The organism is Brucella pseudintermedia (assembly GCF_008932435.1).
Lineage (GTDB): Bacteria > Pseudomonadota > Alphaproteobacteria > Rhizobiales > Rhizobiaceae > Brucella > Brucella pseudintermedia.
In genome coordinates, this window is record NZ_WBWE01000002.1 from 234,430 (window position 1) to 259,859 (window position 25,430).

Genomic DNA, 25,430 nt, shown 5'->3' on the forward strand with positions numbered 1-25,430 from the left:
AGGTCACGGGCTGGTAACCATTATAGGTGACCGGCTGTGCACAACCGGGATATTGGCTTGGGCCTGTAAAATTGCCTTTCCGGTATTAACTAATGAAATAGAAAATGCGGCCCATATCCAATGGCAATGTGGACCCGCGCCCACAAGAGGCTTATTAACAGGGCGTTAACGAGCACTGCGGGCGGTCGAAAGAACAGGTAAGGACTGGTATGTCAGGATCATACCCCTTCATCGATATTGCCGCGCTGGATTCTATCCGCGAGGGCTTTGCAAAGGGCGATGCGCAGCTCGTGCTGACGCATGACCTGTCGGCGGTGCTCTGGGTCAATGGTCCCGGCGCAAAGCTTTTCGGCTTCGAGCGCGTCGAAGACTTGATTGGCAGCAGCCTTGATCTGCCCATTGCCACACGCCGGCAAATTGCCTCATCGAACAGCAATACGGACGGTGAAACCCGCACCATTTCCATTCGTCTTGGCGGGGGCCTGCGATCGGACCTTACCCGTTTCAGCGTTTCGCATATCGCACTTCCCGACGGCGTGTCCGGCCTGCTGCTGACCGCCGATGGCAAGGATGGCGAAGCGGACGCAATTATTTCCGGTCTCAGCGATGAAAGCACGCATGTCGCCCTGATCGACGCGGACAGCCGCGTGATTGCAGCGAGCCCGCGTTTTGCCGCGCTTGAAATTTCTTCCGCCACACTGGAAGACCTCGTCATCGAAGCCGCCGACGCGGCTGACCGTATCGTCAAGCGCCGCATCCGCGCCGGAAACCATTCTGTGCCGGGAGCTATCGCGCGGCTGACCGATACGCGCCCCATGCATCTTCTCTGCATCATCGGCGATGCGCCTGAAGCCCAACAGTCAACGCCAGTTGCGCTGCCGGGCGAGGCGGAGGAAATACTGGAAGAGATGCTTCCCGAGCCCGTGGAGAGCGCGCATGTCGATATGCGCGAAGAGGCTCCCGCCGATCAGCCGAAATCCCGAAATTTTGTGTTCGATCAGGATGCGCCGCCCGCGCGCTTCATCTGGAAGGTCGGGCCGGATGGCGCATTCAGCGAAGTATCCCCGGATCTTGCAGCGACGATCGGGCCGAATGCAGCCGATGTCGTCGGACGCCGCTTTGCCGATGTCGCCAATGTCTTCGGCTTCGATCCCGATGGCAGCATTGCCGCCCTCCTCGACAAGCGCGATACGTGGTCGGGAAAACGCCTGATGTGGCCGGTCGAAGGCACGGACCTGCGTGTGCCGGTGGAGCTTGCCGCCCTGCCCGTCTATTCCCGTGACCGGGAATTCACCGGCTTTCGCGGCTTCGGCGTGGTCCGCCCGGCGGATGCGGAAAAGGACCCCGAAAAAATCGGCCTGGTGCTTGCAGGCGGCATCCCGCAAACGCGCAAGCCCGCCAGCGAGACCGTTGAAACGGCGATCCCTGTCGAAGATGACGATATTCTGGCGCTGGGCGAAGAAGTTGCCAATGACGACAGGCCTGCCGCAACCTTGCCCAAGCCGCCGCTCGATATTGCGCCGACGCCGGGCCGTCGCGAATCCGACAAGGTCATCAGCCTGCTGAACGCCTGCGCGCAGGAGAAGGTGGCTGCGGATCAGGCGCGCATCCTGAAGGAACGGGAGCGCGAAGAGCGCCCCGAAGGCGGACTGACCAAAACCGAACGCAATGCCTTTCGCGAAATCGCCGACCGTCTGCGCAAGCAGGGTCTTGCAAGTTCACGTGCCGAAAGCGAAGCGAGCGCGATAGCGGAAGAGGCTGTTGTCGAAACCCCGAAGCCGGTCGAGCCTACCGTGGAAGAAGCGGCACTTCCGGCACCCACAGCAATCCCTGCCGATGAAACCGCCCTGCTGGCCAACCTGCCTGTGCCGGTCATCATCCATTCGGGCGATGAGATTCATTACGTCAATCAGGCGCTGCTCGATTTGACCGGCTATGAATCGCTTGGCGATATTCGCGGCGCGGGCGGCGTCGATGTGCTGTTCAACAGCGAAAGCGACGATGGCGAAACACGACAGGGCATGGTTCTGCGCCGCGCCGATGGCAGCGAAGAACCTGTCGATGCACACCTCAATGCCATTGCCTGGCGTGATGGCCGTGCACTCATGCTAAGCCTGATGCCTGCGGCGACACCGGCCGCACCGGCCTTGGCCGAAACCGCCGCTCCGGCTGAAACGCCGGTTGCGATGGATACGGACGACGAGAAGCAGGCGCTTGCCGATCATGTCGAGGAACTGAAGACCATTCTCGACACGGCGACCGACGGCGTTGTCCTCATCGACCCGGAAGGCCGCATCCGCTCCATGAACCATTCGGCCTCGGCCCTTTTCGGCTATGATCGCGAGGAGACGGAAGGCAAGTTCTTCTCCATGCTGTTTGCCATCGAAAGCCAGCGCGCGGCGATGGACTATCTGCACGGTCTTTCCGGCAACGGCGTGCTGAGCGTTCTCAACGATGGGCGCGAGGTGATTGGCCGTGAAGCAAAGGGCGGGTTCATTCCGCTGTTCATGACCATCGGCAAACTGCCGCATACGCGCGGGTTCTGCGCCGTGCTGCGTGACATCACGCAGTGGAAGCGCACCGAAGAAGAACTGACCAATGCACGCAAGGAGGCCGAGCGAGCCTCGAGCCAGAAGACCGAATTTCTGGCGCGCATCAGCCACGAAATCCGCACGCCGCTCAATGCGATCATCGGCTTTTCGGAACTGATGGCTGACGAGAAGTTCGGTCCTATCGGCAATGACCGTTATCGGGATTATCTGCGCGACATCAATCGTTCCGGCAATCATGTGCTGGCGCTGGTCAATGACCTGCTCGACATCTCGAAGATCGAAGCCGGCGCTCTCGACATGCAGTTTGAAGCGGTGTCGCTCAACGATGCCATTGCGGAAGCCATAGCGCTGATGCAGCCGCAGGCCAACCGCGAGCGCGTCATCATCCGCTCCAGTTTCCAGTCCAACCTGCCCGACATTGTTGCCGATGCGCGCTCGATCAAGCAGGTTGCACTGAACCTTCTGTCCAACGCGGTGCGCTTCACCGCGCCGGGCGGTCAGGTAATCGTGTCGACAAGCTACGAATTGAACGGCGATGTCGTGATGCGGGTGCGCGATACCGGCATCGGCATGACCAAATCCGAGGTCGAGCAGGCTCTGAAACCCTTCCGGCAGGTCAACGCGCTGGAACGCCGCAAGGCTGAAAGCGCCAGGGACTGGCGCAGCGAAGGCACCGGCCTGGGCCTGCCGCTGACCAAAGCCATGGTGGAAGCAAATCGGGCGCAATTTGCCATCGATTCCACGCCGGGCCACGGAACGGTGGTCGAGATCGCCTTTCCGCCCACCCGCGTTCTGGCTGACTGACCTTCCCTCCGGAAGATTCCCATGCCCCTGCGTGGGCAAAAAAAAGCGCCGGACGAACCGGCGCTATCGGAATCTCAGAGACAAAAGGACACAAAAGCAATTCGCAACGGAGCACCGGAAACGGCAGCTCGATCATCACTCAGGTGTTGCATTCCTTATCGCGTGAAGCCGGTTAACAAGGGCTTAAATTCTTGGTTTCGGGTTTACATCTTGGTAGCCTCTGTAAAATCAGGGTTAATTTTCCGCGCAGCAATTGATTAACCATTCGGCGTTTGCCGCCCTTCTCGGGCGCCACAACCCTTCAAAGCGCACCCTATCTCTTTGTTTTCGCCGCATTTATGCGGCATCCCATCTTTCCATTTGACTGAAAAATACTCTAGTTTACACCGTAACCTTGTTTCACTGATTGGATGGTTGATGCGCTGGCCCCGATTTACGCGCCTCATAATTGCGCTCGTCATTCTCTGCGCCGCGGCTGCAGCAACCTTGCTGGCTGTGGTGCCTTTCATCGTGTCCACCGATGCCATCCGTATCCGCGTTGCTCAGGAAATCAGCGCCTGGACTGGTTACAGCGTTGAACTCAAGCAAGCGCCTCGCCTGAAAGTATTCCCTGTTCTGCGCGCCTCCCTGAACGGCGTGACGCTCAGCAAGCTCACCGATCAGGGCCAGAAGCCGCTCATGAGCGCCGACCGTATCGATGTGGAACTTTCGCCGCTTGACGCCATCATGGGACATATCTCGTTTTCCGAAACGCAGATCGTCCGGCCGCACGTCAACCTCGACGGGCCGGTCGCGAATTTCTCGCAGCTCCTCGACGCCATCGCCAATTCCAACGGACGCCTTGGCACCGCGATCCGCGCGCAGCGGGCATTGCAGCAAAGCGGTTCCGGCGGCAATGCGCTCGCCGCGCAGCAGGCTTCGCAGCCTTTTGGTCGCGTCGTGGTTCGCGACGGAACGATTGCCTTCAACCGACCGGGCAGCGAACCGGAAATCACCAGCGACGAGCAGATAACCAATGTCAGCGCAACATTGGAATGGCCGCGTACGTCCAGCGCCGCGACGCTGAAAGGCAGTGCCAGATGGCGTGACGAGACTTCGCAGTTCAGCCTGACCGCCGCGCAGGCGCTGCCGCTCCTGGCGGGCGGCACATCGGATGTGACCGCAAGCCTCACCTCCAATCCATTGAGCCTGACTTTTCAGGGCAAGGCCAATATCTCCAAGGACCGGTTTTTCGAGGGTGCCCTGACCGGCAAAACCCCGTCACTCAGCGGCGCAGTGCGCTGGCTTAGCCTCCCGCCTGTCGCGGGCAGCGCGGAGATCGGCGCGTTTTCGCTGGAATCCGCCATCACCGCGACACCGAAACGGCTCAAATTCGCTGACGTGGAGATGACCGCCAATGACAGCCCTGCCAAGGGCGTGATCGAAATCGGGCTGGAACAGGCGCAACCGGCGGTGACGGGCACTCTGGCTTTCGACAAGCTGGATCTTCGCCGCCTGTTTTCAGCCTTCATTCCGCTTCCCGACAGCGCCGCGCGTTCGCCGAGCGAGCGTGACAATCCAGACCGGGAACTGGTCGACACGAGCTTCATCGATCGTGCCGAAGTCGATCTGCGTCTTTCCGCGCAGAACGCCACGGCGGGGCCGGTTAATATGACGGGCGTGGCGGCTGCCGTGCAGATACGCGGCGGCCGCGCTATCTTCGACATCGGCGACGCCAAGGCCTTCAACGGCATCATGCAGGCCAATGTGCAGATCGTACGCGACCTGAAAAGCGCGAGCGGCGAATTGCGCTTCAACGCTTCGGATATCGACAGCGCCCAATTCTTCACCGCAATGGGCTTCGAGAAGCCCTTCGTGAGCGGCAAGGGCAATGTTTCCCTGTTCATGAAAGGCCCGGTCAATCGTTGGTCCGGCCTTCTGACCAGCGCGCAGGGCAACGTTTCCATCCAGCTCAACAACGGCCAGATGCAGGGTTTTGCCGTGCAGGATTTTCTCTCCAAGGCGCAAAGCCAGCGTTTTTTCGCGCTTGAACGCAAGGAAAATGTGGCGCTTGCCTTCAATCGTCTGGATGTGAAGGCCAATCTTTCCGATGGTGTGGCGACGCTTGAAAATGCGCGTCTCGACACCTCCGACGGAACGCTGACGCTGGCAGGCATCGTGCCATTTGTGGATCGCAGCCTGGCGCTGAGCGGTGAGGTTGTCTTTCCGAACGGCCAGCCGCAACAGCAGCAGGAAGGCGGCACGGGTGATCAGAACGGTCAGTCGCCTGCCGAAGCCCCGCCCGCAAAGCCGCCGCTCAATTTCTTCGTGGGCGGCTCGTGGGACAGGCCGTTTATCTCGCCATCATCCATGGGAACGGGGCAGTAAACCCCTTCCCCTTTACCCCAGACGGAATGCCGCCTGCTCATCTCGGCGGCGCTGCACTTCGCGGCGCTTGTTGACGATGGATGCGACGATGACGCCCGTGGTGACCAGCGCAATCAGGATCGTACAGATCGCGTTGATTTCCGGCGTGACGCCAAGGCGCACCTGACTGTAGATTTTCATCGGCAGCGTCGTCGCCCCCGGGCCGGAGGTGAAGCTTGCGATCACCAGATCGTCGAGCGACAGGGTGAAAGCCAGCATCCAGCCGGAAACCACGGCGGGAAGGATCACCGGCAACGTCACTTTCATGAAAGTCGTGACAGGCGGTGCGCCGAGGTCCATCGCCGCTTCCTCCAGCGAGCGGTCGAAGCTCACCAGACGTGACTGCACGACGACCGCTACGAAACACATCGAAAAGGTGATATGCGCGAGCGTCACCGTCCAGAAGCCGCGGTCGAAATTCATCGCGACGAACAACAGAAGCAGCGAAAGGCCGGTGATGACATCGGGCATGACGAGCGGGGCATAGACCATGCCGGAAAACAGGATGCGCCCGCGAAAGCGCGTGTAGCGCGTCAGCGCCAGCGCTGCGAGCGTACCCAGGACAGTGGCAATCGTTGCCGACAGAAGGCCGACACGGATCGTCACCCACGCGGCATCCATCAGCGCCTGATTGCGAAAAAGCTCCACATACCATTTGGTCGAGAAACCCGCCCAGACCGTGACCAGCCGGGATTCGTTGAACGAATAGATAACGAGAAGCACGATGGGCAAATAGAGGAACGCAAAGCCCAGAGCCACCGATGCAATATTGAAGCGGGACCAGTTGTTCTGCATCCTATTTTTCCTTTTCCTGTGCCCGCGCCTGCACCTGCTGGAAGATCACGATGGGAACGATCAGCAGGATCAGCAGCACCACGGCCACCGCCGACGAGACCGGCCAGTCGCGATTGGAGAAGAACTCGCTCCAGATCGTCTTGCCGATCATCAGGGTCTGCGACCCGCCGAGAAGATCCGGGATCACGAATTCGCCCACAGCCGGAATGAACACGAGGAAGCAACCAGCCAGCACGCCAGCCAGCGACAGCGGGAACGTGATTTTCCAGAAGGCCGCAAACGGTGTGCAGCCGAGATCCTGCGCCGCTTCGATAAGCGAATAGTCCATCTTTTCCAGCGAGGAATAGATCGGCAGAACCATGAATGGCAGATAGGAATAGACGATACCAATGAAGATGGCCGTATCGGTATTGAGAATGTTGAGCGGCGTATCGATGATATTGAGCCACATCAGAAACTGGTTGAGCAGGCCTTCCGGCTTCAAAATCCCGATCCAAGCATAGACGCGGATCAGAAACGACGTCCAGAACGGCAGGATCACCAGCATCAGGAGCGTCGGACGGATCGTTGCCGGCGCACGCGCCATGCCATAGGCCATCGGATAGGCCACCAGCAATGTCAGAAAGGTAGAAATCGCCGCTATGCGGACACTCGACAGATAGGCTTTGTAATAAAGCGGATCATCCAGCAGCCACAGATAATTGGCGAACGAAAGCTGTTTGATTTTTTCCCATGTCGCCGCAAATCCTTGCGCGAGATCAAAAGTCGGCGCATAGGCTGGCACCGCCATCGCGACTTCCGACAGCGAAATCTTGAAGACGATGAAGAACGGGACGAGGAAGAATACCAGCAGCCAGAGATACGGCACCGCGATGACGAGACGGCTGGCAATGGAAGCAATCAGCTTCTGCATGGGGCAATCCTCACGCTGTGAGCACCAGACCGGCGTCGGTATCGAAGGAAACCCAGACGCGCTCGTCATAGGTCAGCGGATTTTCGGTCCTGCGCACGGCATTGAGGCTTGCGGCCTTGATTGTGCGGCCATTGTCCAGCCGCACATGAAACACCGTCATGTCGCCGAAATAGGCGATATCCCAAAGCTCGCCTTCCACCGCATTGACTGACGCGTCCTCCGGCTTTTCGCGCGTGATCCGCGTCTTTTCCGGGCGCACCGCATACCAGACCTTCTGGCCGGGCGTCAGCTCTTCGCGGGTCTCGGTCTGAATGTGGAAGCCGAATTTTTCCGTGGCGATCTCAGCCTCGCCGTTGGCGGCTTTCACCACCTCGCCTTCAATGATGTTCACATTGCCGATGAAGTCGGCCACGAATTTGGAGCGCGGCGCTTCATATACCTCGGCTGGCGTCGCCACCTGCTTGATGCGTCCCTTGTCCATCACCGCGATACGGTCGGACATGGTCATGGCTTCTTCCTGATCGTGGGTGACGACCATGAAGGTCATGCCGAGCTTGACCTGCAAATCCATTAGCTCGAACTGGGTTTCCTCGCGCAGCTTCTTGTCCAGCGCGCCAAGCGGTTCGTCCAGCAGCAGCACCTTCGGGCGCTTGGCCACCGAACGGGCAAGCGCCACGCGCTGGCGCTGGCCTCCGGAAAGCTGGTGCGGCTTGCGCTTGCCATATTGCTCCAGCTTCACGAGTTTCAGCATTTCAGCTACGCGCGCATCGATTTCCGATTTCGCCATGCCGTCCTGCTTCAGGCCGAAGGCGATATTCTTCTCCACCGTCATATGCGGAAACAGCGCATAGGACTGGAACATCATGTTGACGGGGCGCTTATAGGGCGGGATGCCGCGCATGTCCTGACCGTCGAGCGTGATGCGGCCGGAGGTCGGCTCCTCGAAGCCCGCCAGCATCCGCATCAGCGTGGTCTTGCCGCAGCCCGAAGCGCCCAGCAGCGCGAAGAACTCGCGATTGAAAACATTGAGCGACAGGTCGTCAACGGCAGTGAAGTCGCCGAAGATCTTTGTCACATTCTCAAAAGAAATGAAGGGCTTGGCTGCCGGATCGTTCCAAGGCGCAAACTTGCGGCGAAAACTGCCAAAAGATTCCATTCCGTTCCCCTATAAGCCTGCCGGAACCTGCATCGATATGCTGTTACAAGATTGAAAGCGGCCCCCTGATAAACAGCGAGCCGCTCTTCACGATTTCACCGGGCCTGCCCTCGGCAGGTGTTACTGGCCTGTGACGATCTTGGTCCAGGCGCGGGTCACCACGCGCTGGGTCTTGGTATCGTAAGGCGTGGGCACGAACAGCTTCTTCATGACTTCCTCGGTCGGATAGATTTCCGGATCGTCAAGGATTTCCTTGTCGATGAATTCCTGCGACGCCTTGTTGCCATTGGCATAGAAGACATAGTTCGAAGCCTTGGCCGCCACTTCCGGGCGCATCATGTAGTTTATGAATTCAAGCGCTTCCGGCACGTGCTTGGCATCGGCCGGGATTGCCATCTGGTCGAACCAGATCAGCGCGCCTTCCTTCGGGATCGAATAGCCGATCTCGACGCCCTGCTTTGCCTTTTCGGCGCGGTCGCGCGCCTGGAAGATGTCGCCCGAATAGCCGACGGCCATGCAGATATCGCCATTGGCCAGCGCGTTGATATATTCCGACGAGTGGAACTTGCGGATGTTCGGGCGGATCTTGAGATAGAGATCCTGCGCCTTCTGCAGATCGTCCGGCGACGGCGAATTCGGGTCGAGACCCAGATAATTCAATGCCGGGCGCAGCATTTCGCTGGCAGAATCAAGCAGATAGATGCCGCAATCCTTGAGCTTCGCCGACTGTTCCGGATCGAAAAGAACGGCCCAGGAGTCAATCGTGTCGGTGCCGAGCGCTTCCTTGATCTTGGCCTTGTTGTAGCCGATGCCCGTCGTGCCCCACATATAGTTGACGGAATATTCGTTGCCCGGATCGTAGGTTGCCGCGCGGGTGGAGATTTCGTCCCACATGTTCTTGAGGTTCGGCAGCTTGTCCTTGTCGAGTTTCAGGAATACGCCGGCCGGAATCTGGCGTCCGAGAAATTCGCCCGATGGCACTACAACGTCATAGCCGCTGCCGCCGGCCAGAAGCTTGGTTTCCAGAATTTCGTTGGAGTCATAATTGTCATAGACAAAGTTGATGCCGGTCTCTTTTTTGAAATCTTCAAGAATCTGGGGGTCGATATAATCCGACCAGTTGTAGATATTGACCACCCGCTCCTGCGCGCTCGCGGAAAATGTGGCGGCTGCGACAAAGCCCGTCACGACAGTCGTTGCCAGAAGGAAGGATTTGATCCCCATCATATGCTCCAATCTGCACGATAAATTCCGGTGCAGGTTCAAGGTGGATATACTGTTTCTTTATTGCACTTTTTTAGATTGCACAGCGTTCGTCAACAGGCTCATGACGGGACGAACATAAAAATTGCTACTCGGAGGCTCCCGAGGAGCGATGGGCCACGCCATGTGCAGGCCAGAAACCGAAATATCGCGCCCTACTGGAAGTCGAAGGCGGAAAGCCCCGCCACCATCTCGTCCAGCCCCAGCGGGCGCGTCAGCGGTGGTTCGGCGCGGGTGATGCAGCCTTGCCGTTCGCACAGGCGACAGGCCGGACCGATTTCCGTGTTGCCCGCCTTTGACAGCGAGGCGCCGTAAACCGTGTCGCCCCCCGCCTCCAGCGCGCAGCCAAGCAGCAGCGCCGTGCGGCGCGGGCGCTCGCTGAACGCGCCCTGCGGCCCTTCCAGCGTGCGGGCGATAGTCAGGAAAGCGGAGCCATCCGGCAATTCCACCGGCTCAACCAACACCTGACCGGCCTGCGCAAAAGCCGCATAGACCGGCAGTTTCGGGCACTGCCCGCCGAAGCGAACCGGAAAGCCTTCCGCGCCCGCGACACGCAGCCGGTTACCCGCATGGTCGATTTCCATCACGAAGAAGGGCAGCGCGCTTGCGCCCTGCCGCTGCAAGGTCGTGAGCCGGTTTGCCGCCTGCTGGAAAGAAACACCGAAGCGCGTGCGCAGCACATCGACATCGTAACGCGCCCGCACCGCCGCATCGCGAAACTGGCGATAGGGCATCATCAAGGCCTGCGCCGCATAACGCGCCAGTTCGAACCGGGCGATGCGTTTTGCTTCGCCCGATGACAATTTCAGCCCTTCCGTTTCCGCGCCGATCACCACCTGCATGCGGACAAGTGCTGCCTCCATGGCAATTTCCTGCAACTGATCGAAAGGCGACAGGCGCTCGGAAATGAAAAGTCGCTGCGAATGCCGGTCATAGCGCCTGCGCCAGTTCGGCATTGTGGCAACCGGCAGCGAACGAACCGTGATGCCATGCTCGCGGCGCAGCCAGTCCTTCAATGCAGTCGCCAACTCGCCATCCGGCTTGAGCAGCGTGTAAAAGCTCTCGGCCTCTTCCTCGATGCGCGGATAATGGTTAGGCCGGCGCGCCATCACATCGCGCACTTCATCGAGCGGCAGTCGCGTGGCGGAGAGTTCCGCCCCGCTTCCCTCATGCGAGAGCAATTGCGACAGGTCGGACAGGCGCTGCTGTTGCTCTCGATAGGCGCGGTAAAGCTTCATGATGCCGACAGCGGCATTGGGTGCCGCCTCGCCGATTTCGACCAGTTCCTGATCGCCGGGCAATTCGCCGGTCAGAAGCGGATCGGAAAACACTTCCTTCAGACCCGCGATCGTGGAGCCGCTTTCGGCCTGAAGGCTGTCGAGGTCGAGCTTATAGACGCTGGCAAGCTTTAAAAGTAGCTGCACCGTCAAGGGCCGCTGGTTGCGCTCGATCAGGTTCAGATAGGATGGCGAGATGCCGAGCGCCTCAGCCATGGCCGTCTGGGTCAAAGCGCGTTCGTTACGGATGCGCCTGATGCGCGGCCCGGCAAATATCTTGCGTTCGCTCAACTCACCCTCCCGATCTTTACAACTCATGACAAAGTAGCGGCAAATCCGAACATTGACAAGATTTACAAATTTACAGCGCCACCTGGTCAAAACCTCGACAGGATTACCTCAATTATTCGGCGGTTTTGTTAGTTTTTCTGGCCACTATCTAATCGCAATTGTAAATCTGGTCACAGAAAGAGCGCAGACAAATTGCTCTTCCGAACCAGTTCAAAGTGTGAGGAGACACCGAAATGACAGATTTTTACAGCCTTATTCCTTCGGCACCAAAGGGCCGCTTTGACGGCATCCAGCGTGCGCATACAGCCGAGGACGTAAAAAGGCTGCGCGGTTCGGTGGAGATCAAATATTCGCTGGCCGAGATGGGAGCCAACCGCCTCTGGCAGCTGATCCACGAGGAAGATTTCGTCAATGCGCTTGGCGCGCTTTCCGGCAATCAGGCCATGCAGATGGTTCGCGCCGGCTTGAAGGCGATCTACCTCTCCGGCTGGCAGGTTGCTGCCGACGCCAATACGGCTTCGGCTATGTATCCAGACCAGTCGCTCTATCCGGCCAATGCCGCCCCGGAACTGGCCAAGCGCATCAACAGGACCTTGCAGCGCGCCGACCAGATCGAAACCGCCGAAGGCAAGGGACTTTCGGTCGACACCTGGTTTGCCCCCATCGTTGCCGATGCGGAAGCGGGCTTTGGCGGGCCGCTCAACGCATTTGAAATCATGAAGGCCTTCATCGAGGCAGGCGCCGCCGGCGTTCACTATGAAGACCAGCTCGCTTCGGAAAAGAAGTGCGGCCATCTTGGCGGCAAGGTCCTGATCCCGACTGCGGCGCATATCCGCAACCTCAATGCGGCGCGTCTGGCAGCCGACATCATGGGCACGCCGACGCTGATCATCGCCCGCACGGATGCGGAAGCCGCCAAGCTTCTGACCTCGGATATCGACGAGCGCGACCAGCCCTTCGTCGATTACGATGCGGGCCGCACGGCGGAAGGCTTCTATCAGGTGAAGAACGGCATCGAGCCGTGCATCGCCCGCGCGATTGCCTATGCGCCCTATTGCGATCTGATCTGGATGGAAACATCCAAGCCCGATCTCGAACAGGCCCGCCGCTTTGCGGAAGCCGTGCACAAGGCGCATCCGGGCAAGAAGCTCGCCTATAACTGCTCGCCGTCGTTCAACTGGAAGAAGAATCTCGACGACGCGACGATTGCCAAGTTCCAGCGTGAGCTGGGCGCGATGGGCTACAAGTTCCAGTTCATCACGCTGGCCGGTTTCCACCAGCTCAACTACGGCATGTTCGAACTGGCGCGCGGTTACAAGGATCGGCAGATGGCGGCCTATTCCGAGCTGCAAGAGGCGGAATTTGCAGCCGAAGCCAACGGCTACACCGCGACCAAGCACCAGCGCGAAGTCGGCACCGGCTATTTCGATGCCGTGTCGCTCGCAATCACCGGCGGCCAGTCTTCGACCACCGCCATGAAGGAATCGACTGAAACAGCACAGTTCAGACCGGCTGCCGAGTAGCAGTCGAAAGACAAATAAAAGGAGGAACAGTTCCATGAATTCGCCAGCACGCGTCAAGGAAAGAGCAGAAGAACAATCTTCAAGCATGACCACGGATCAGCAGACCGTTATCCGCATGCTCGCCAACGATCTGCATCGCCTCAACTACACCGTCATGAAGGCGGTCGAGGCAGGCGTCTCCGTGGAACTGGTCCGCTCGGCCCGGCATCATGGCGGCGACGGCAACTGGGGCGATCTCTTGATCCCCGTCATCGTCACCAACCAGCAGTCATGATGCCTTCGACTATCGCCGTCGCCGCCATGTTCATTCATTTTGTGTGCCTTCGGCAGCACGGGGTCGGCGACGGCAACTGGGGCGATCTCTTGATCCCGGTCATCGTCACCAACCAGCAATCGTGATGCTCTCAACCATCGCCGTCGCCGCCATGTTCATTCATTTTGTGTGCCTTCGGCAGCACGGGGGCGGCGACGGCAACTGGGGAGACTTGCTCATCCCCGTTATCGTCACCAACCAGCAATCATGATGCCTTCGACCATCGCCGTCGCCGCCATGTTCACACACTTCGGTATTTGGCAGCGACAGAATGTCCGAACACAAAGTTACGCGATGAACGGACTTGATATACCACTCGTTTTATGGTCGGATTTCCTCAACTGACCTCCCCGGCTGGCCCCGCCAGTCGGGGGTTTTTTAAACCCGGCGTAGGCTTCGGGCTGGCAGCGCCACCGCCGCTGGCCCGTAGGCAATTCTTGACGGAAAATTCATCCAATCCTGACAAAGCCGCGCTTTGAGCATTGACGCGGGACGGCCCATCGTGATCCTGCCCGATGCCCCGGAAGGACCGCATTCTTTCCGGGGCATCGGTAAAGCTGCCTTGCGGGGCGAGAAACACGAGACCAATCATGTCAATTCAATCACTCATCGACAGTATCGCCACAAAGATCAACATCGATCCGCAGCTTGCCGAGAAGCTTGCCGGTTCGGTATTTTCGGTGCTGCAGCACAGCGCTCCGGAAATCGGCAACAAGATTTTCGCGCTCCTGCCGGATGCGCAGCAACTCGCCAGCGCCCACGACGTGCTTGCCAACAGCACCGGCGGCATCATGGGCGCGCTGTCGGGCCTGATGGACAATGTGGCTGGCGAAAAGATGAGCGCGCTTCTGAAGGCTGCGGCCACGCTTCGCTCGAGCGGCCTTTCCAGCGACCAGATCACCGAAGCAGGCGGACAGGTGATCAACTATGTGCGCGATCACGACCCGCAACTGATTGACCAACTGGTCGCGAACGTGCCCGCGCTCAAGGGCCATTTCGGCCTCTGATAGATGGATTTTCTTTGTGTGCGCTTTCTGCGATGGCGCACACAAAAGCTTGGCCAGCCTATTTGTCCCATTTGTCATTGTGACCGGTCACAGCTATCATGCCGTTATCGAAATCATTTTCTGGTGATGGATGTCTGCTGATACGACGGAAAAGAAGGTTACGCGCGCGCCGCGTCGCCGTACGCCTGCCTATGTCAAATCTCTTCGCGGTGTGAAGAACTGGAAGCAGGCGACCGAATGGCTTGCCTGGCGCGACATCGAAGACATCGAATGCATTACCCCCGATCAGGCGGGGGTGGCCCGCGGCAAGATGATGCCGTCGAAGAAATTCACCTCCAATACCTCGCTGGCATTGCCTTCCGCCGTCTTCATGACGACGATTTCCGGCGATTATCCGGAAGACGGCTACGGCTTCCACTATCCGGAAGATGACGGCGACCTGAAGCTGATGCCGGATCTCTCGACCCTTTCGGCTGTGCCGTGGGAATCCGATCCGACGGCGCAGGTCATCTGCGATCTCGTATATCAGGACGGGCGCGCGGTCGAATTCACTCCGCGCAATGTGCTGCGCAATGTGGTTGCCGCCTATAACAAGCGCGGATTGAAGCCGGTCGTGGCGCCGGAAATCGAATTCTATCTGGTGCGCAAGAATCCCGACCCCGATTATCCGCTGACACCGCCCGTCGGCCGGTCGGGCCGCGCCATCGGCGGCGGTCAGGGCTATTCGATCGCGGGCGTTAACGAATTCGACGAACTGATCGACGATATCTACCACTTCTCCGAAGGTCAGGGCCTCGAGATCGACACGCTGATCCATGAGGAAGGCGCGGGCCAGCTTGAAATCAACCTGCGCCATGGCGACCCGGTGGAACTGGCCGATCAGGTGTTCATGTTCAAGCGCACGATCCGCGAGGCGGCGCTGAAACACGATATGTATGCCACCTTCATGGCGAAGCCCATTCAGGGCCAGCCGGGATCGGCGATGCATATCCATCAGTCCATCGTGGACAAGAAGACCGGGCGCAACATCTTCACCAATGAGGATGGCGGCGAAAGCGAAGCCTTCCGCAATTTCATCGGCGGCATGCAGCGCCATGTGCCGAATGCGCTCGTCATGTTCGCCCCTTACGTCAACTCTTACCGACGCCTGACGCCGGACGCTTCTGCGCCCGTCAACGTCAAATGGGGCTATGACAACCGCACGACTGCGTTCCGCGTGCCGCGCTCCGACCCAAATGGACGCCGCGTGGAAAACCGCATCCCCTCTTCCGACGCCAACCCCTACCTTGCCCTTGCTGCGTCGCTTGCCTGCGGGCTGATCGGCCTTGTGAACAAGATCGAGCCGGAACAGCCCGCGACCACCAGCGTCAACACAAAGGAAGTCGAGCTGCCCCGCGGCCTGATCGACGCGGTGGAGCTTTTCGAGGAAGACGCCGAACTGCGCAACCTCTTCGGCAACTCCTTCGTCACCACCTATGCCGCCATCAAACGCGCCGAGTTCGAAACCTTCATGGAAGTGATCAGCCCGTGGGAACGCGAGTTTTTGTTGTTGAACGTTTAAGGGAGTAAGGGAGTAAGGGAGTAAGGGAGTAAGCAGATATGCGGGGGCGTGGCTGTGGCAATCAATTCTTATCGCGATATACTTGTGTGGCAGCAAGCAATGGAGCTCGTGACGGCTATATACCAATCGACTGAAACCTGGCCGAAAGAAGAGGCTTATGGCCTTACCAGTCAGGTTCGGCGTGCTGCCGTTTCTATTCCGGCCAATATCGCGGAGGGATATGGCCGCGATACGCGCGGTTCCTATCAGCAGTTTCTGCGTATCGCTCAAGGTTCCTTGAAAGAAATGGAAACTCACTTGCTCATTGCTGAAAGGTTGGGCTTCATCAGAAGCGAAAAAATGGAACCCATAATGACCAAGAGTGAAAGCGTCGGAAAGCTGTTACGACTTCTGATCCGTAAACTATCGGAAACCTGACCTACTCCCCTATTCCCTACTCCCTTGAAACGGAATCGCCAATGCCCTACCAGTCCCCAATCTCGCCCGGCTATTCCTGGTACGAGGCGACCGTTCCGGACCGCCCGCAATATCCCGAAATGGATGGGTCGCGGCAGGCCGATATCGTCGTCATCGGCGGCGGATATACGGGGCTTTCAGCGGCCTATCATCTGGCAAGGCAAGGCGCAGATGTGGTTCTGATCGATGGCGCCCGGTTCGGTGATGGCGCATCGGGCCGCAATGGCGGGCAGTTCGGCACCGGCCAGCGCACATGGGCCGAGGAGCTGGAAGCCGAATATGGCTTCGAGCGCGCCAAGGCGCTGTTCGACGTGGCGGAAGAAGCCAAGGCTCACCTTCTCGCTTTTGCGGACGAGCACGGGATCGACATGGAATATGTGCCCGGCCAGATTTCAGTCGTGCACAAGCCGCGCTATCTGAAGTCCTATGAGCGTCATGTCGAGCTGATGGCAAGCCGCTTCAACTATCCGCACCTGCGCCTGCTCGATCGTGAGGAAACGGCGCGCCTGCTCGGTTCGCAGCGCTATCATGGCGGTGTCTATGATGCAGGCACCGGCCATATTCATCCGCTGAAATTGCTCGTCGGGACGGCAAAAGCCGCCCATGCAGCGGGGGCGAAGCTGTTTGAAGACACAAGAGCCACCAAAATCAGCACGGCAAGCGGGCGGGTCGAGGTCGAAACCAATCGCGGAACCATCGTCGCGAAAAACGCCTTCATCGCCGTCAATGCTTATGGCGGGCTGCTGGAGCCGCTCAGCGCATCGCATGTCATGCCGATCCGCTCCTTCATCGGCGCAACGGTGCCGCTGGGCGACGACAGCCCGGTTATTCCGGGCGGTGAATCCGTCGACGATTCCCGCTTTGTGGTGCGCTATTTCCGCCGCTCAAAAGACGGCAGGCTGCTGTTCGGCGGGCGTGAGGCCTATACCGCCGACAATCCGCGCGACATCAGCACGCATATCCGCCGTCAGATCGCCGAAATTTACCCGGCGCTGGACAAGGTCGAGATCACCCATGCATGGGGCGGTTCGGTTGGCATCACCATGCCGCGCCAGCCTTTTGTGCGCGAGGTCATGCCCGGCGTCATTTCCGCAGGCGGCTATTCCGGCCATGGGGTCATGCTGGCCAACTACATGGGCACGCTTTACGCGGAAACGCTGACAGGCAATCGCGACAGGCTGAAACTGTTCGAGGAACTGCGCATTCCCGCCTTCCCCGGTGGTCGCACCTTCCGCTCGCCGCTCCTGTTCCTTGCCCTGTCATGGTATGCATTGATGGACAGAATTTAGGTCAGCCTTCTTTCATGAAAAAGGCGAGGTGCAGTCTGCACCCCGCCATTCTTATCATCGTCCGGTGCTTCATGTTCTACGCTACGCTTGCACCTGCCTTCGCGGCCAGACGCTGATAGGTTTCCTCAACCACGTCCCGCACGGGAAGAATGCCGCTCATGCACAACAGCGCATGTATGTGCTGACGGGCGCCTTCATAGCCCATCAGCGGCGCACAGGGCTGCATGATGATATTGGCTTCCTCCGGATAAAGTTCCCGATACTCGGCAAAATTGGTGAAGCTCTTGTAGCTGTCGCCGCGCATCAAATAAGTCTCGACGGCAGCCCCTTCTGCCAGCACGGCATCATGACCGTCGAGAACGATGTTGTAATAGTCGATCGGCTTGTCCATCGACACGCGCGCTATGCTCTGGCCGTTGACCAGATCCTTCACGCGGATCAGCACGCCATCGATGAGCAGCGCATGGTTGGGCGAAAGATAAAGGTCGCGCTGCGGGGTTTTACCGTCGATGGCATGGCGCTTGACGCGGATCGGCATCACGCTCTCGCTCCATTCTGCGCCGCCCTTTCTGTGGCTCTGCCAGCCGACCCATTTGACCGGACGGGCGTCGCCTCGAACCGTGGTCACGAGATCGCCAACCGACAAAGCCTCCACCGCCACCGGGCCGCCGGGTGTTTCGATCAGCGTTCCTTTCAGGAGGCAATTGGCTCCGCCGCCGTGACCGCCATGTCCGCCGCCATGCCACCATTTCGTGCCGAGCGCTTGTGACGGGCGTGTCCACATTGCTGAAGCAAACACGCCCAGCGCCGCGGCCCTGGCGGCGGTGGCAGCCGTGAGGCCCAGAAAATGCCGTCGCGCCCGACTGCGCGGCGAATGCCCGTTCTTTTCTGAAGACATGAATCCCTCCGCTTTTATCGTTACGGCATCGGCCCGAAAATCAGCGTGGATTCTGGCAAAGCACGATGCGCAGCTTCAAAATCTGAAGCGTCGTTCCGCGTTGCCGGATTTGCGGCGCTTCGATACTTTGCCCCACGTTAGAGCGCGTTTCGATCTGATTGGATCAGTTGGCGCTCTAGTGTTTATTTTGACGCGCATCTTTTCCGAAAACCGTTTCACACTTTTCGGGATGCGCTCCGATGTCGGCAATCTTAGCTGATGCCGGCTCCGAACAGATTCCGGCAATCAGTCCATCGGGCTTCCCGAATAGGCGTAAGCCTTACCTCGAAAGGTGAGTATTTCTGCCGTTCAAAGACATTGCGCACGGTCGTTCCTGCTGATCGAGGCTAAACGAGCTTGCAAAAGTGTGATTTGCCGCGCATCTGAAAATAGTATACCCCTCTATTCTAATAGAGGATCGTTTCATGAGCACACATCACCATCCGGATCATAACGGGCATCGACTGTCATCCCGGCACGATCATTTCTTTCTGGGAGAAAATCACCAGCGCAACGAAAAGCGGACCTGGATGGTGATCGCCATCACGGTGACGATGATGATAATCGAGATCACCGCCGGAAATCTCTACGGCTCCATGGCGCTGACCGCCGATGGCTGGCATATGTCCACCCATGCGGCGGCGATGCTGATCGCGGCGCTGGCCTATCTCTATGCGCGCAGGCACGCGCATAATGCGCGCTTTACCTTCGGCACCGGCAAGCTCGGCGATCTGGCGGGTTTTGCCAGCGCCATCGTTCTGGCGCTGATCGCGCTTCTGATCGGCTGGGAAAGCTTCTGGCGCTTCAGCGCGCCGGTCGACATCGACTTTCACGAAGCCATTCTGGTCGCCGTCATCGGTTTGATCGTCAATCTGGTCTGTGCCTGGCTTCTCAGGGACGATCATTCGCACCATCACGACCACCACCACCATGATCACAGCCATGACCAGAACCTGCGCGCCGCCTATATGCATGTGCTCGCCGATGCGCTGACATCGGTGCTTGCCATTGCGGCGCTTCTGCTGGGCAGTCTTTACGGCTGGCTCTGGCTTGATCCGGCGATAGGCATCGTCGGCGCGCTGGTGATCGCAAACTGGTCATGGGGCCTGATAAAGGACACCGGCTCCACCCTGCTCGACTATCTGCCGGAAGACGAGGACCTGCCGCAGGAGATAGCCGAAATCATCGTCCGCGAGGGCGGCGAAATAGCCGACCTGCATGTCTGGCAGCTTGGGCCGGGCCATCACGGCGCCATCGTTTCCATCATCGCGGAACAGCCGCAAGCGCCGTCCTATTACCGGAACAAGCTTGCAGCCATCCATGATTTGTCGCATGTGACGGTGGAGGTGGAACCGCGAACCGCCTGACCGTCCAGATTTCAGGAGCATCCATGACCCACACGATCCGTGAAAAGCAGAAGCTCATCAACCGCGTGCGCCGCATTCGCGGCCAGCTTGAGGGCGTGGAACGGATGCTCGAGGACGAGAAGGGCTGCGCTGAGGTTATGCAGGTGATCGCGGGCGTTCGCGGCGCGGTCAACGGGCTGATGGCGGAAGTGATCGAAGATCACATTCTGATGCATGTGGCCGATGGCGCCCTTCCGCAGAAGGAGCGCGACGAAGGCGCGGGCGAGCTTGTCGATGTGGTTCGCGCCTATCTGAAATAGACGGTGTTGACATCCGTTCAAGGCAGGAATAGCAAGACGGCATGAACAAAGCACTCATCAGCACCCGGTCTTATTACGCCCCGCTCACATAGCGGCGGGTTTGCTTTGTCATAGTTCAACCGCTGCATCGCCAGCGGTTGAGTTTCAAGGACAGCGCCTCTGGCCATGCGGCCCTTAAGAGGTCAGTCCATGTCTCGCGACAGAAATCAGCATACGAAAATTGGCATTATCGGCTTTGGTGCGTTCGGGCAGCTTATCGCCCGCTATCTGAACCCGTATTTCCAGTTCTATGCCTATGATCCCGCCGCGAACCTTGAACAGACGGCGCATATCCATGGCGTCACCCCGGCCTCGATGGAACAGGCCGCCCGGTGCGATATCGTTATCCTCGCAACGCCGGTCGCAACGCTCGAAAGCGTCGTGGAGGCGATTGCGCCGCACGTGCGCCCCGGCGCGCTTGTTCTCGATGTCGGTTCGGTGAAAGTCGGGCCTGCCGATATCATGCGGCGCGGCCTGCCCGTGCATGTCGATATTGTCGCCACCCATCCGCTTTTCGGTCCGCAGAGTGCGCGCGACGGCATTGCCGGGCTGAAAATCGCCGTCTGCCCGGTGCGCGGCACGCGGTTCCACCGGGTTGCAGCCTTCCTGAAAAAGCACCTTTCCCTCAATGTCATCATGACGACACCGGAAGACCATGACCGTGAAGCGGCGATGGCGCAGGGCCTGACACATCTTATCGCAAGGGTTCTGGTGCGGATGGAACCATTGCCCACCCGCATGACGACAAAAAGCTTCGATCTTCTGATGCAGGCGGTCGACATGGTGCGCTACGATGCGCCGGAAGTGTTTCAGGCCATCGAGCACGCCAATCCCTATGCCTCAAAGATGCGAAGACGTTTCTTCGCGCTGGCAGATCAGGTCAATGAGGAACTGGCGCAGCCCGATCCGGTCATTGCGAAAAACCGGACAGCAGACGAGGCTACAGGGGCATTTCGGAAGTCTGCTTGACCGTCTGGCTCGGCACGTCGGTCTTCAGGTTCTGGACGCCCTTGATGCGGCTTAGATATTCCGACTGGAAGCGGCGGTAATCCTCGATATCCGCCGCAACCACCCGGATCATCGCATCGTAGTCGCCAAGCATGAAATAGCATTCGAGCACCTGCGGCAGCTTCAAGATTTCCTTGGCGAAGGTCTGCAGCGTTTCCTCGTCCTGCTGGTCCAGCCGGATGCGGGTGAAAAAGGTCAGCCCCTTGCCGACCTTGGCCGGGTTCAGCACCGCGACATAGCGGTCGATCACGCCCGCCTCCTCCAGCAGCTTCACCCGTCGCAAGCAGGGTGAAGGCGACAGGCCGACCTCGCGTGCTAGGTCATTATTGGCGATGCGGCCATCGCGTTGCAGCACGCGCAGAATCCGTTTGTCGATCTCATCCAGCTTCATTGGCGCTCAATTCCATTTATAGCGGTATCTCTGGCATTTTCTGCCAAAGATTGAAGCAAGCAGGCCTAATTCGCAACCAAATTGCGTAAGAGATTGGTTATACTTGCGAAACTTCTCAAGCAAACGGGCAAGAGACTTGGAGCGGTTCCGGTTAAAACGGAGTCGCCGGAACGGCTCTAACCTTTTGTTTTATCGCATTATCCAACGCAAAACCGCTTCGCACTTTTGCTGGAAATGCTCTGGAAAGGGGCAGCCGACTACCGGCCAGCCAACGGAAATTTTATGGATATTTCACAGGCCTATGCGCCTCAAAAGAGCAGATCCGGGCGCGGCTCGGAATTCCGTCGCGGGGCCGCTGCCGGTCTTCCGGTTCTGCTTGGCATCATTCCCTATGCGCTGGTTCTGGGCGCGCAGGCCGCGCAAAAGGGCCTCAGCATCGTGGAAGTGCCGCTGATGACCGGGCTGAACTTTGCAGGCGGGTCGGAATTCGCGGCCATCCAGCTCTGGACCTCGCCGCCGCATGTCCTCCTCATCGTTGCGATCACCTTTCTGGTCAACAGCCGCCACCTGCTGATGGGCGCCGCTCTGGCACCGTTCATCCGCCACCTGCCCAAGCGCAAGGCTTTCGCGAGCCTGTTTCTGATGTGCGATGAAAGCTGGGCGCTCGGACTTGCCGATGCGAAACGCCGCCAGTCGAAAGGCGTCAATCCTGCGATGAGCCTCACCTTCTATGCGGGCGTCGCCATACCTTTCTACCTCGCCTGGGTGGTTTTCACCACGCTTGGCGCTGCCTTCGGCCCGATGATGGGGGACCTGCGGCCCTACGGTTTCGACATGGCGTTTCCGGCGGTGTTTCTCGTTCTGCTGGCGGGCATGTGGAAAGGTTTTGCGGCAGCGCGCCCGTGGCTGGTCAGCCTTGTGGTCGCCGCGCTCACCTATCTCACTGTTCCCGGGGCCTGGTATGTCGCCGCCGGTGCCTTGTCCGGTCTCGTTGCAGCCTATCTGCTGGCAGGTGAAGAATGATCGACCCACTCGCCGTTCTCACCATCGTTTTGATGGCAAGCGTCACCTATCTCACCCGCATTGGCGGCTATGTGCTGCTGCGCAACCGCACGCTTGGCAAACGGGCAACGGCGGTGATGGAAGCAGCACCGGGCTGTGTTCTGATCTCGGTCATCGCGCCCGATTTCGTTTCGGACAAGCCAGCCGACCTCATCGCGCTTGCAATCACGATCTTCGCCGCAACGCGCTTTTCCATGCTGCCAACCGTCCTGATCGGCATCGGCGCCGCAGGTCTTTGCCGCTACCTGATCGGGTGAATCTGCAGGCCCGTGCGTCTTTTGAAATGGGCGTCAAAACAAGGATTGCCGATCTTTTTCGACCAGATCGGCACCCGAACGCTCACGAAATAGTCAATTCGCGTCCTGTTGACATTTTATTAGAATATTTCTAAGTGAACGGCACCGTATATCACAGAACTAATATTTATATCGTTAAGAAAATTATTTAGAACTACGCCTATTTGAGGAAAAACAATGTTTAGACTTTCTGTTGCTTTATTAGCTGTGTCTTTTTCAGCTTCAACTCTACCTTCATATGCTGAAGATATGGCCCCCGCCCCAACAAGCGGCACAATAGTAGACGGCCTGGATCTTGGCCCATTGGCAAAGCTCGTCGGCACGTGGAAGACGGAAGAAACTGGCGGCGTCGACGTGGCCCCCGGCCAGGCGCAATCCCCCGTTGGCAAGGGCGGCGTGGCCGTGGAACCCTACTATGAAGTTTTCACATTCGAACCGGCCGCAGGTGCCACGAATGCCAGCGATCAATCCCTGACTGCACTTTATTACAAGCAGGAAGTATTTCGCAAAAAGGATGGCGCCAAGTTTCATGATCAAAGGGGATATTTGATTTATGATAAAAAGAATGACGTGGTGTACAATTCTTTTTGCATCCCAAGAGCCGTATGCGTTGTAGCGGAAGGAAAAGCCGGCGATGTGATGACGCTTGAAACAAAAGATCAAGGCATCGCGGAATCCAACTACATGCTGAACAATGACAATACGTTGAAATTCTCCATAGACATGGATTTCTCCAAAGACAAACTTCAATATAGTCAAACGACGAATTTGAATGTTTATGGAAAACCTTTTGCGCACAAGGATACGAGCACGCTCAAAAAGGTAAGTTAAAGAGTGGAGCGCCCCGGCTTGCCGGGACGTGGACCCTCTGAAATGCTCGATCACGTGGAGCGCAACCCGACAAGCCTGAACGGTTTTTAAGGTTGCGCGCAACACGGAAATTTGGAGTGCCGATCCAATTCACCGGATGGGCACTCCAAATCGTCATTTATCCAAGCAAAATCCGGTCAGACAATGCTCAATTCAGATGCTTCAGCTTGTCGGGATTGCGCACGACATAGATCCCGACAATCCGGCCATCTTCCATATCGAGAGCCGTCGTCTGGATTTCTCCATCGGCCTCGCGCGTTATGAAGCCGGGCAAGCCGTTGATGAAAACCGTGCGCAGCAGCGTCGACTGGTTGCCGCGAAAATAGTCCGCCAGCTTCTCGTGAATTTTCATCACCTCGCTGAAACCGAACACGGGCTTCGGGAAAGCCGGACGCTTGCCGCCGCCATCGGCGTGCATGTGCACATCTGCGGCGAGCATGGTGCCGAGCAGCTTCATGTCACCGCTGCGCGACGCCGTGAAAAAAGCCTGTGCCAGCTCGAGCCCGCGTTGCCTATCGACCTGAAAGCGAGGACGCTCCTCGCGCACATGCTTTCGCGCACGCGCCGCAAGCTGGCGGCAGGCGGCCGCATCCCGCTGGATGGTCCTTGCTATCTCGTCGAAATCCAGCCCGAAGACATCGTGCAGCAGGAACGCGGCGCGCTCCAGCGGCGACAGACGTTCCAGCGCCAGCATGAGCGGCAGCGTGACGTCATCATCCGCTTCCTCTTCGACCACCGGATCGGGAATCCATGGCCCGAAATAGGTTTCGCGCCGGTTGCGCCCGGATTTCAGAAAATCGAGGCACAGGCGCGTAACAACGCGGCGCAAAAAAGCTTCCGGCTCGCGCACCGCGCTGCGGTCGGCGTTCATCCATCGGATGAACGCTTCCTGCACCATATCCTCCGCATCGGCGACCGAACCCAACATGCGATAGGCAACGCGGATCAGTTTCGGGCGCAGCGGATCGAAGCTTTCGGCTGCATCGCCTTGCGGGGATATGTCGACCATCATGCGGCTGCCTTTGCCACAACTTGTTTGGTTTGCGGGTCGAACCAAAGGTCGAAGCCGACCGCAATGCGGTTCCATCCATTGATGATGTTGATCATCAGCGTAAGGTTCACCTGCTCCTCTTCCGTGAAATGTGCCTGCATGGCGCTGCGCGCTTCTTCCAGGTCGTGGCCTTGCGATAGGCGGGTGAGCGCGTCGACCCATCCCAGCGCCGCACGTTCGCGCTCGGAATAGCACGGCGCTTCCCGCCAGGCCGACAGCAAATAGATGCGCTGTTCGGTCTCGCCCTTCGAGCGTGCCTCGACCGTGTGCATATTGATGCAATTGGCGCAGGCGTTGATCTGGGATGAGCGGATTTTGACAAGTTCGATCAGGCTCGTTTCCAAACTGGAGGCGATTGCCATCGAAGCGGTCATCCAGGAATTCATCGTCGCAGGCGCAGCGTTGAACGGGTTGAACAAAGCGGTCATGATTATCGTCCTTTCGGTTCAAGGGGTTTCGACAGACATGACGAGACAAAATTGCCGAATGTGACATGCGGCGGAA

Annotated in this window: 24 protein-coding genes; 15 read left to right on the top strand and 9 right to left on the bottom strand. The window is 58.6% G+C overall.

Annotation, left to right across the window (positions count from 1 at the left end; genetic code table 11):
- Nucleotides 1–209: 209 nt before the first annotated feature.
- Together pdhS and F9K78_RS03635 are read left to right on the top strand one after the other, a co-directional pair.
- The gene (pdhS, locus tag F9K78_RS03630; RefSeq protein WP_121981983.1) at nucleotides 210–3,356 is read left to right on the top strand and encodes a cell-division control histidine kinase PdhS; all 3,147 of its coding nucleotides are present in this window, start codon (nucleotides 210–212) and stop codon (nucleotides 3,354–3,356) included.
- Between the two features lie 417 nt (nucleotides 3,357–3,773).
- Nucleotides 3,774–5,723, top strand: coding sequence for an AsmA family protein (locus tag F9K78_RS03635; RefSeq protein ID WP_121981984.1), 1,950 nt, complete (start codon nucleotides 3,774–3,776; stop codon nucleotides 5,721–5,723).
- 12 nt (nucleotides 5,724–5,735) lie between these two features.
- Here F9K78_RS03635 and F9K78_RS03640 read toward each other — a convergent pair whose 3' ends face one another.
- The 5 genes from F9K78_RS03640 to F9K78_RS03660 all read right to left on the bottom strand — a co-directional run bounded on the left by F9K78_RS03640 (nucleotide 5,736) and on the right by F9K78_RS03660 (nucleotide 11,457).
- Nucleotides 5,736–6,557 (bottom strand): ABC transporter permease, encoded by an 822-nt coding sequence (locus tag F9K78_RS03640; RefSeq protein WP_121981985.1) that lies wholly within the window; start codon nucleotides 6,555–6,557, stop codon nucleotides 5,736–5,738.
- Nucleotide 6,558: 1 nt separating this feature from the next.
- The gene (locus tag F9K78_RS03645) at nucleotides 6,559–7,470 is read right to left on the bottom strand and encodes an ABC transporter permease subunit (RefSeq protein WP_121981986.1); all 912 of its coding nucleotides are present in this window, start codon (nucleotides 7,468–7,470) and stop codon (nucleotides 6,559–6,561) included.
- Nucleotides 7,471–7,480: 10 nt separating this feature from the next.
- Nucleotides 7,481–8,626: an ABC transporter ATP-binding protein gene (locus F9K78_RS03650; RefSeq protein ID WP_121981987.1), complete on the bottom strand. Its 1,146-nt coding sequence runs from the start codon at nucleotides 8,624–8,626 to the stop codon at nucleotides 7,481–7,483.
- Nucleotides 8,627–8,746: 120 nt separating this feature from the next.
- On the bottom strand, nucleotides 8,747–9,850 hold the full coding sequence (locus F9K78_RS03655; protein WP_121982048.1) for a polyamine ABC transporter substrate-binding protein: 1,104 nt from the start codon (nucleotides 9,848–9,850) through the stop codon (nucleotides 8,747–8,749).
- A gap of 194 nt (nucleotides 9,851–10,044) precedes the next feature.
- Nucleotides 10,045–11,457 (bottom strand): helix-turn-helix domain-containing protein, encoded by a 1,413-nt coding sequence (locus F9K78_RS03660; protein ID WP_121981988.1) that lies wholly within the window; start codon nucleotides 11,455–11,457, stop codon nucleotides 10,045–10,047.
- Between the two features lie 233 nt (nucleotides 11,458–11,690).
- Between F9K78_RS03660 and aceA the strand changes: the two genes are divergently transcribed.
- The 7 genes from aceA (at nucleotide 11,691) to F9K78_RS03690 (ending at nucleotide 17,606) form a co-directional block, all read left to right on the top strand.
- Nucleotides 11,691–12,980: an isocitrate lyase gene (gene aceA / locus F9K78_RS03665; protein WP_121981989.1), complete on the top strand. Its 1,290-nt coding sequence runs from the start codon at nucleotides 11,691–11,693 to the stop codon at nucleotides 12,978–12,980.
- Nucleotides 12,981–13,014: 34 nt separating this feature from the next.
- Nucleotides 13,015–13,254, top strand: coding sequence for an SMc00767 family acetate metabolism repressor (locus tag F9K78_RS03670; protein WP_100650836.1), 240 nt, complete (start codon nucleotides 13,015–13,017; stop codon nucleotides 13,252–13,254).
- Nucleotides 13,254–13,379, top strand: a complete 126-nt coding sequence (locus F9K78_RS22200) for a hypothetical protein (protein ID WP_268902996.1) — start codon at nucleotides 13,254–13,256, stop codon at nucleotides 13,377–13,379. Before F9K78_RS03670 ends, F9K78_RS22200 begins: the two co-directional genes overlap by 1 nt.
- Before the next feature lie 504 nt (nucleotides 13,380–13,883).
- The gene (locus tag F9K78_RS03675) at nucleotides 13,884–14,300 is read left to right on the top strand and encodes a DUF2267 domain-containing protein (RefSeq protein ID WP_121981991.1); all 417 of its coding nucleotides are present in this window, start codon (nucleotides 13,884–13,886) and stop codon (nucleotides 14,298–14,300) included.
- Nucleotides 14,301–14,430: 130 nt separating this feature from the next.
- Nucleotides 14,431–15,861, top strand: a complete 1,431-nt coding sequence (locus F9K78_RS03680) for a glutamine synthetase family protein (RefSeq protein WP_121985270.1) — start codon at nucleotides 14,431–14,433, stop codon at nucleotides 15,859–15,861.
- A gap of 54 nt (nucleotides 15,862–15,915) precedes the next feature.
- Complete coding sequence (locus F9K78_RS03685) at nucleotides 15,916–16,278, top strand: four helix bundle protein (RefSeq protein ID WP_121982049.1); 363 nt, start codon at nucleotides 15,916–15,918, stop codon at nucleotides 16,276–16,278.
- Nucleotides 16,279–16,319: 41 nt separating this feature from the next.
- On the top strand, nucleotides 16,320–17,606 hold the full coding sequence (locus tag F9K78_RS03690) for an NAD(P)/FAD-dependent oxidoreductase (protein WP_121981993.1): 1,287 nt from the start codon (nucleotides 16,320–16,322) through the stop codon (nucleotides 17,604–17,606).
- Between the two features lie 76 nt (nucleotides 17,607–17,682).
- Here the strand turns inward: F9K78_RS03690 and F9K78_RS03695 are convergent, their stop codons facing one another.
- Nucleotides 17,683–18,504 (bottom strand): Hint domain-containing protein, encoded by an 822-nt coding sequence (locus F9K78_RS03695; RefSeq protein ID WP_121981994.1) that lies wholly within the window; start codon nucleotides 18,502–18,504, stop codon nucleotides 17,683–17,685.
- 464 nt (nucleotides 18,505–18,968) lie between these two features.
- On the opposite strand from F9K78_RS03695, the gene dmeF reads away from it, so the two are divergent.
- The 3 genes from dmeF to F9K78_RS03715 all read left to right on the top strand — a co-directional run bounded on the left by dmeF (nucleotide 18,969) and on the right by F9K78_RS03715 (nucleotide 21,217).
- Nucleotides 18,969–19,910 carry a CDF family Co(II)/Ni(II) efflux transporter DmeF gene (gene dmeF / locus F9K78_RS03705; protein WP_121981995.1) on the top strand — a complete coding sequence of 314 codons (942 nt, stop codon included), beginning with the start codon at nucleotides 18,969–18,971 and terminating at the stop codon, nucleotides 19,908–19,910.
- A 23-nt stretch (nucleotides 19,911–19,933) separates the two neighbouring features.
- Entirely contained in the window at nucleotides 19,934–20,209 is a 276-nt protein-coding gene (locus F9K78_RS03710; protein ID WP_021587391.1) for a metal/formaldehyde-sensitive transcriptional repressor, read from the top strand.
- A gap of 189 nt (nucleotides 20,210–20,398) precedes the next feature.
- Entirely contained in the window at nucleotides 20,399–21,217 is an 819-nt protein-coding gene (locus F9K78_RS03715) for a prephenate dehydrogenase/arogenate dehydrogenase family protein (RefSeq protein ID WP_121981996.1), read from the top strand.
- Here F9K78_RS03715 and F9K78_RS03720 read toward each other — a convergent pair.
- Nucleotides 21,189–21,647 carry an Lrp/AsnC family transcriptional regulator gene (locus F9K78_RS03720; protein ID WP_006473061.1) on the bottom strand — a complete coding sequence of 153 codons (459 nt, stop codon included), beginning with the start codon at nucleotides 21,645–21,647 and terminating at the stop codon, nucleotides 21,189–21,191. The genes F9K78_RS03715 and F9K78_RS03720 overlap by 29 nt on opposite strands.
- Before the next feature lie 282 nt (nucleotides 21,648–21,929).
- Here F9K78_RS03720 and F9K78_RS03725 point away from each other — a divergent pair, with 282 nt between their 5' ends.
- The 3 genes from F9K78_RS03725 (at nucleotide 21,930) to F9K78_RS03735 (ending at nucleotide 23,836) form a co-directional block, all read left to right on the top strand.
- Nucleotides 21,930–22,670, top strand: coding sequence for an AzlC family ABC transporter permease (locus F9K78_RS03725; RefSeq protein ID WP_121981997.1), 741 nt, complete (start codon nucleotides 21,930–21,932; stop codon nucleotides 22,668–22,670).
- Nucleotides 22,667–22,966, top strand: coding sequence for an AzlD family protein (locus F9K78_RS03730; RefSeq protein WP_121981998.1), 300 nt, complete (start codon nucleotides 22,667–22,669; stop codon nucleotides 22,964–22,966). Before F9K78_RS03725 ends, F9K78_RS03730 begins: the two co-directional genes overlap by 4 nt.
- A gap of 216 nt (nucleotides 22,967–23,182) precedes the next feature.
- Nucleotides 23,183–23,836 (top strand): heme-binding beta-barrel domain-containing protein, encoded by a 654-nt coding sequence (locus F9K78_RS03735; protein ID WP_121981999.1) that lies wholly within the window; start codon nucleotides 23,183–23,185, stop codon nucleotides 23,834–23,836.
- A gap of 187 nt (nucleotides 23,837–24,023) precedes the next feature.
- Here F9K78_RS03735 and F9K78_RS03740 read toward each other — a convergent pair whose 3' ends face one another.
- Nucleotides 24,024–24,884: a sigma-70 family RNA polymerase sigma factor gene (locus F9K78_RS03740; RefSeq protein ID WP_121982050.1), complete on the bottom strand. Its 861-nt coding sequence runs from the start codon at nucleotides 24,882–24,884 to the stop codon at nucleotides 24,024–24,026.
- On the bottom strand, nucleotides 24,884–25,354 hold the full coding sequence (locus F9K78_RS03745) for a carboxymuconolactone decarboxylase family protein (RefSeq protein WP_121982000.1): 471 nt from the start codon (nucleotides 25,352–25,354) through the stop codon (nucleotides 24,884–24,886). The genes F9K78_RS03740 and F9K78_RS03745 overlap by 1 nt, the downstream gene beginning before the upstream one ends.
- Between the last annotated feature and the right edge of the window lie 76 nt (nucleotides 25,355–25,430).

Bases quoted from the DNA above. Each gene is read 5' to 3' on its own strand.
- pdhS (WP_121981983.1), top strand. From the start codon at position 210: ATGTCAGGATCATACCCCTTCATCGATATTGCCGCGCTGGATTCTATC.
- F9K78_RS03635 (WP_121981984.1), top strand. From the start codon at position 3,774: ATGCGCTGGCCCCGATTTACGCGCCTCATAATTGCGCTCGTCATTCTC.
- F9K78_RS03640 (WP_121981985.1), bottom strand. From the start codon at position 6,557: ATGCAGAACAACTGGTCCCGCTTCAATATTGCATCGGTGGCTCTGGGC.
- F9K78_RS03645 (WP_121981986.1), bottom strand. From the start codon at position 7,470: ATGCAGAAGCTGATTGCTTCCATTGCCAGCCGTCTCGTCATCGCGGTG.
- F9K78_RS03650 (WP_121981987.1), bottom strand. From the start codon at position 8,626: ATGGAATCTTTTGGCAGTTTTCGCCGCAAGTTTGCGCCTTGGAACGAT.
- F9K78_RS03655 (WP_121982048.1), bottom strand. From the start codon at position 9,850: ATGGGGATCAAATCCTTCCTTCTGGCAACGACTGTCGTGACGGGCTTT.
- aceA (WP_121981989.1), top strand. From the start codon at position 11,691: ATGACAGATTTTTACAGCCTTATTCCTTCGGCACCAAAGGGCCGCTTT.
- F9K78_RS03670 (WP_100650836.1), top strand. From the start codon at position 13,015: ATGAATTCGCCAGCACGCGTCAAGGAAAGAGCAGAAGAACAATCTTCA.
- F9K78_RS22200 (WP_268902996.1), top strand. From the start codon at position 13,254: ATGCCTTCGACTATCGCCGTCGCCGCCATGTTCATTCATTTTGTGTGC.
- F9K78_RS03675 (WP_121981991.1), top strand. From the start codon at position 13,884: ATGTCAATTCAATCACTCATCGACAGTATCGCCACAAAGATCAACATC.
- F9K78_RS03680 (WP_121985270.1), top strand. From the start codon at position 14,431: ATGTCTGCTGATACGACGGAAAAGAAGGTTACGCGCGCGCCGCGTCGC.
- F9K78_RS03690 (WP_121981993.1), top strand. From the start codon at position 16,320: ATGCCCTACCAGTCCCCAATCTCGCCCGGCTATTCCTGGTACGAGGCG.
- F9K78_RS03695 (WP_121981994.1), bottom strand. From the start codon at position 18,504: ATGTCTTCAGAAAAGAACGGGCATTCGCCGCGCAGTCGGGCGCGACGG.
- dmeF (WP_121981995.1), top strand. From the start codon at position 18,969: ATGAGCACACATCACCATCCGGATCATAACGGGCATCGACTGTCATCC.
- F9K78_RS03710 (WP_021587391.1), top strand. From the start codon at position 19,934: ATGACCCACACGATCCGTGAAAAGCAGAAGCTCATCAACCGCGTGCGC.
- F9K78_RS03715 (WP_121981996.1), top strand. From the start codon at position 20,399: ATGTCTCGCGACAGAAATCAGCATACGAAAATTGGCATTATCGGCTTT.
- F9K78_RS03720 (WP_006473061.1), bottom strand. From the start codon at position 21,647: ATGAAGCTGGATGAGATCGACAAACGGATTCTGCGCGTGCTGCAACGC.
- F9K78_RS03725 (WP_121981997.1), top strand. From the start codon at position 21,930: ATGGATATTTCACAGGCCTATGCGCCTCAAAAGAGCAGATCCGGGCGC.
- F9K78_RS03730 (WP_121981998.1), top strand. From the start codon at position 22,667: ATGATCGACCCACTCGCCGTTCTCACCATCGTTTTGATGGCAAGCGTC.
- F9K78_RS03735 (WP_121981999.1), top strand. From the start codon at position 23,183: ATGTTTAGACTTTCTGTTGCTTTATTAGCTGTGTCTTTTTCAGCTTCA.
- F9K78_RS03740 (WP_121982050.1), bottom strand. From the start codon at position 24,884: ATGGTCGACATATCCCCGCAAGGCGATGCAGCCGAAAGCTTCGATCCG.
- F9K78_RS03745 (WP_121982000.1), bottom strand. From the start codon at position 25,354: ATGACCGCTTTGTTCAACCCGTTCAACGCTGCGCCTGCGACGATGAAT.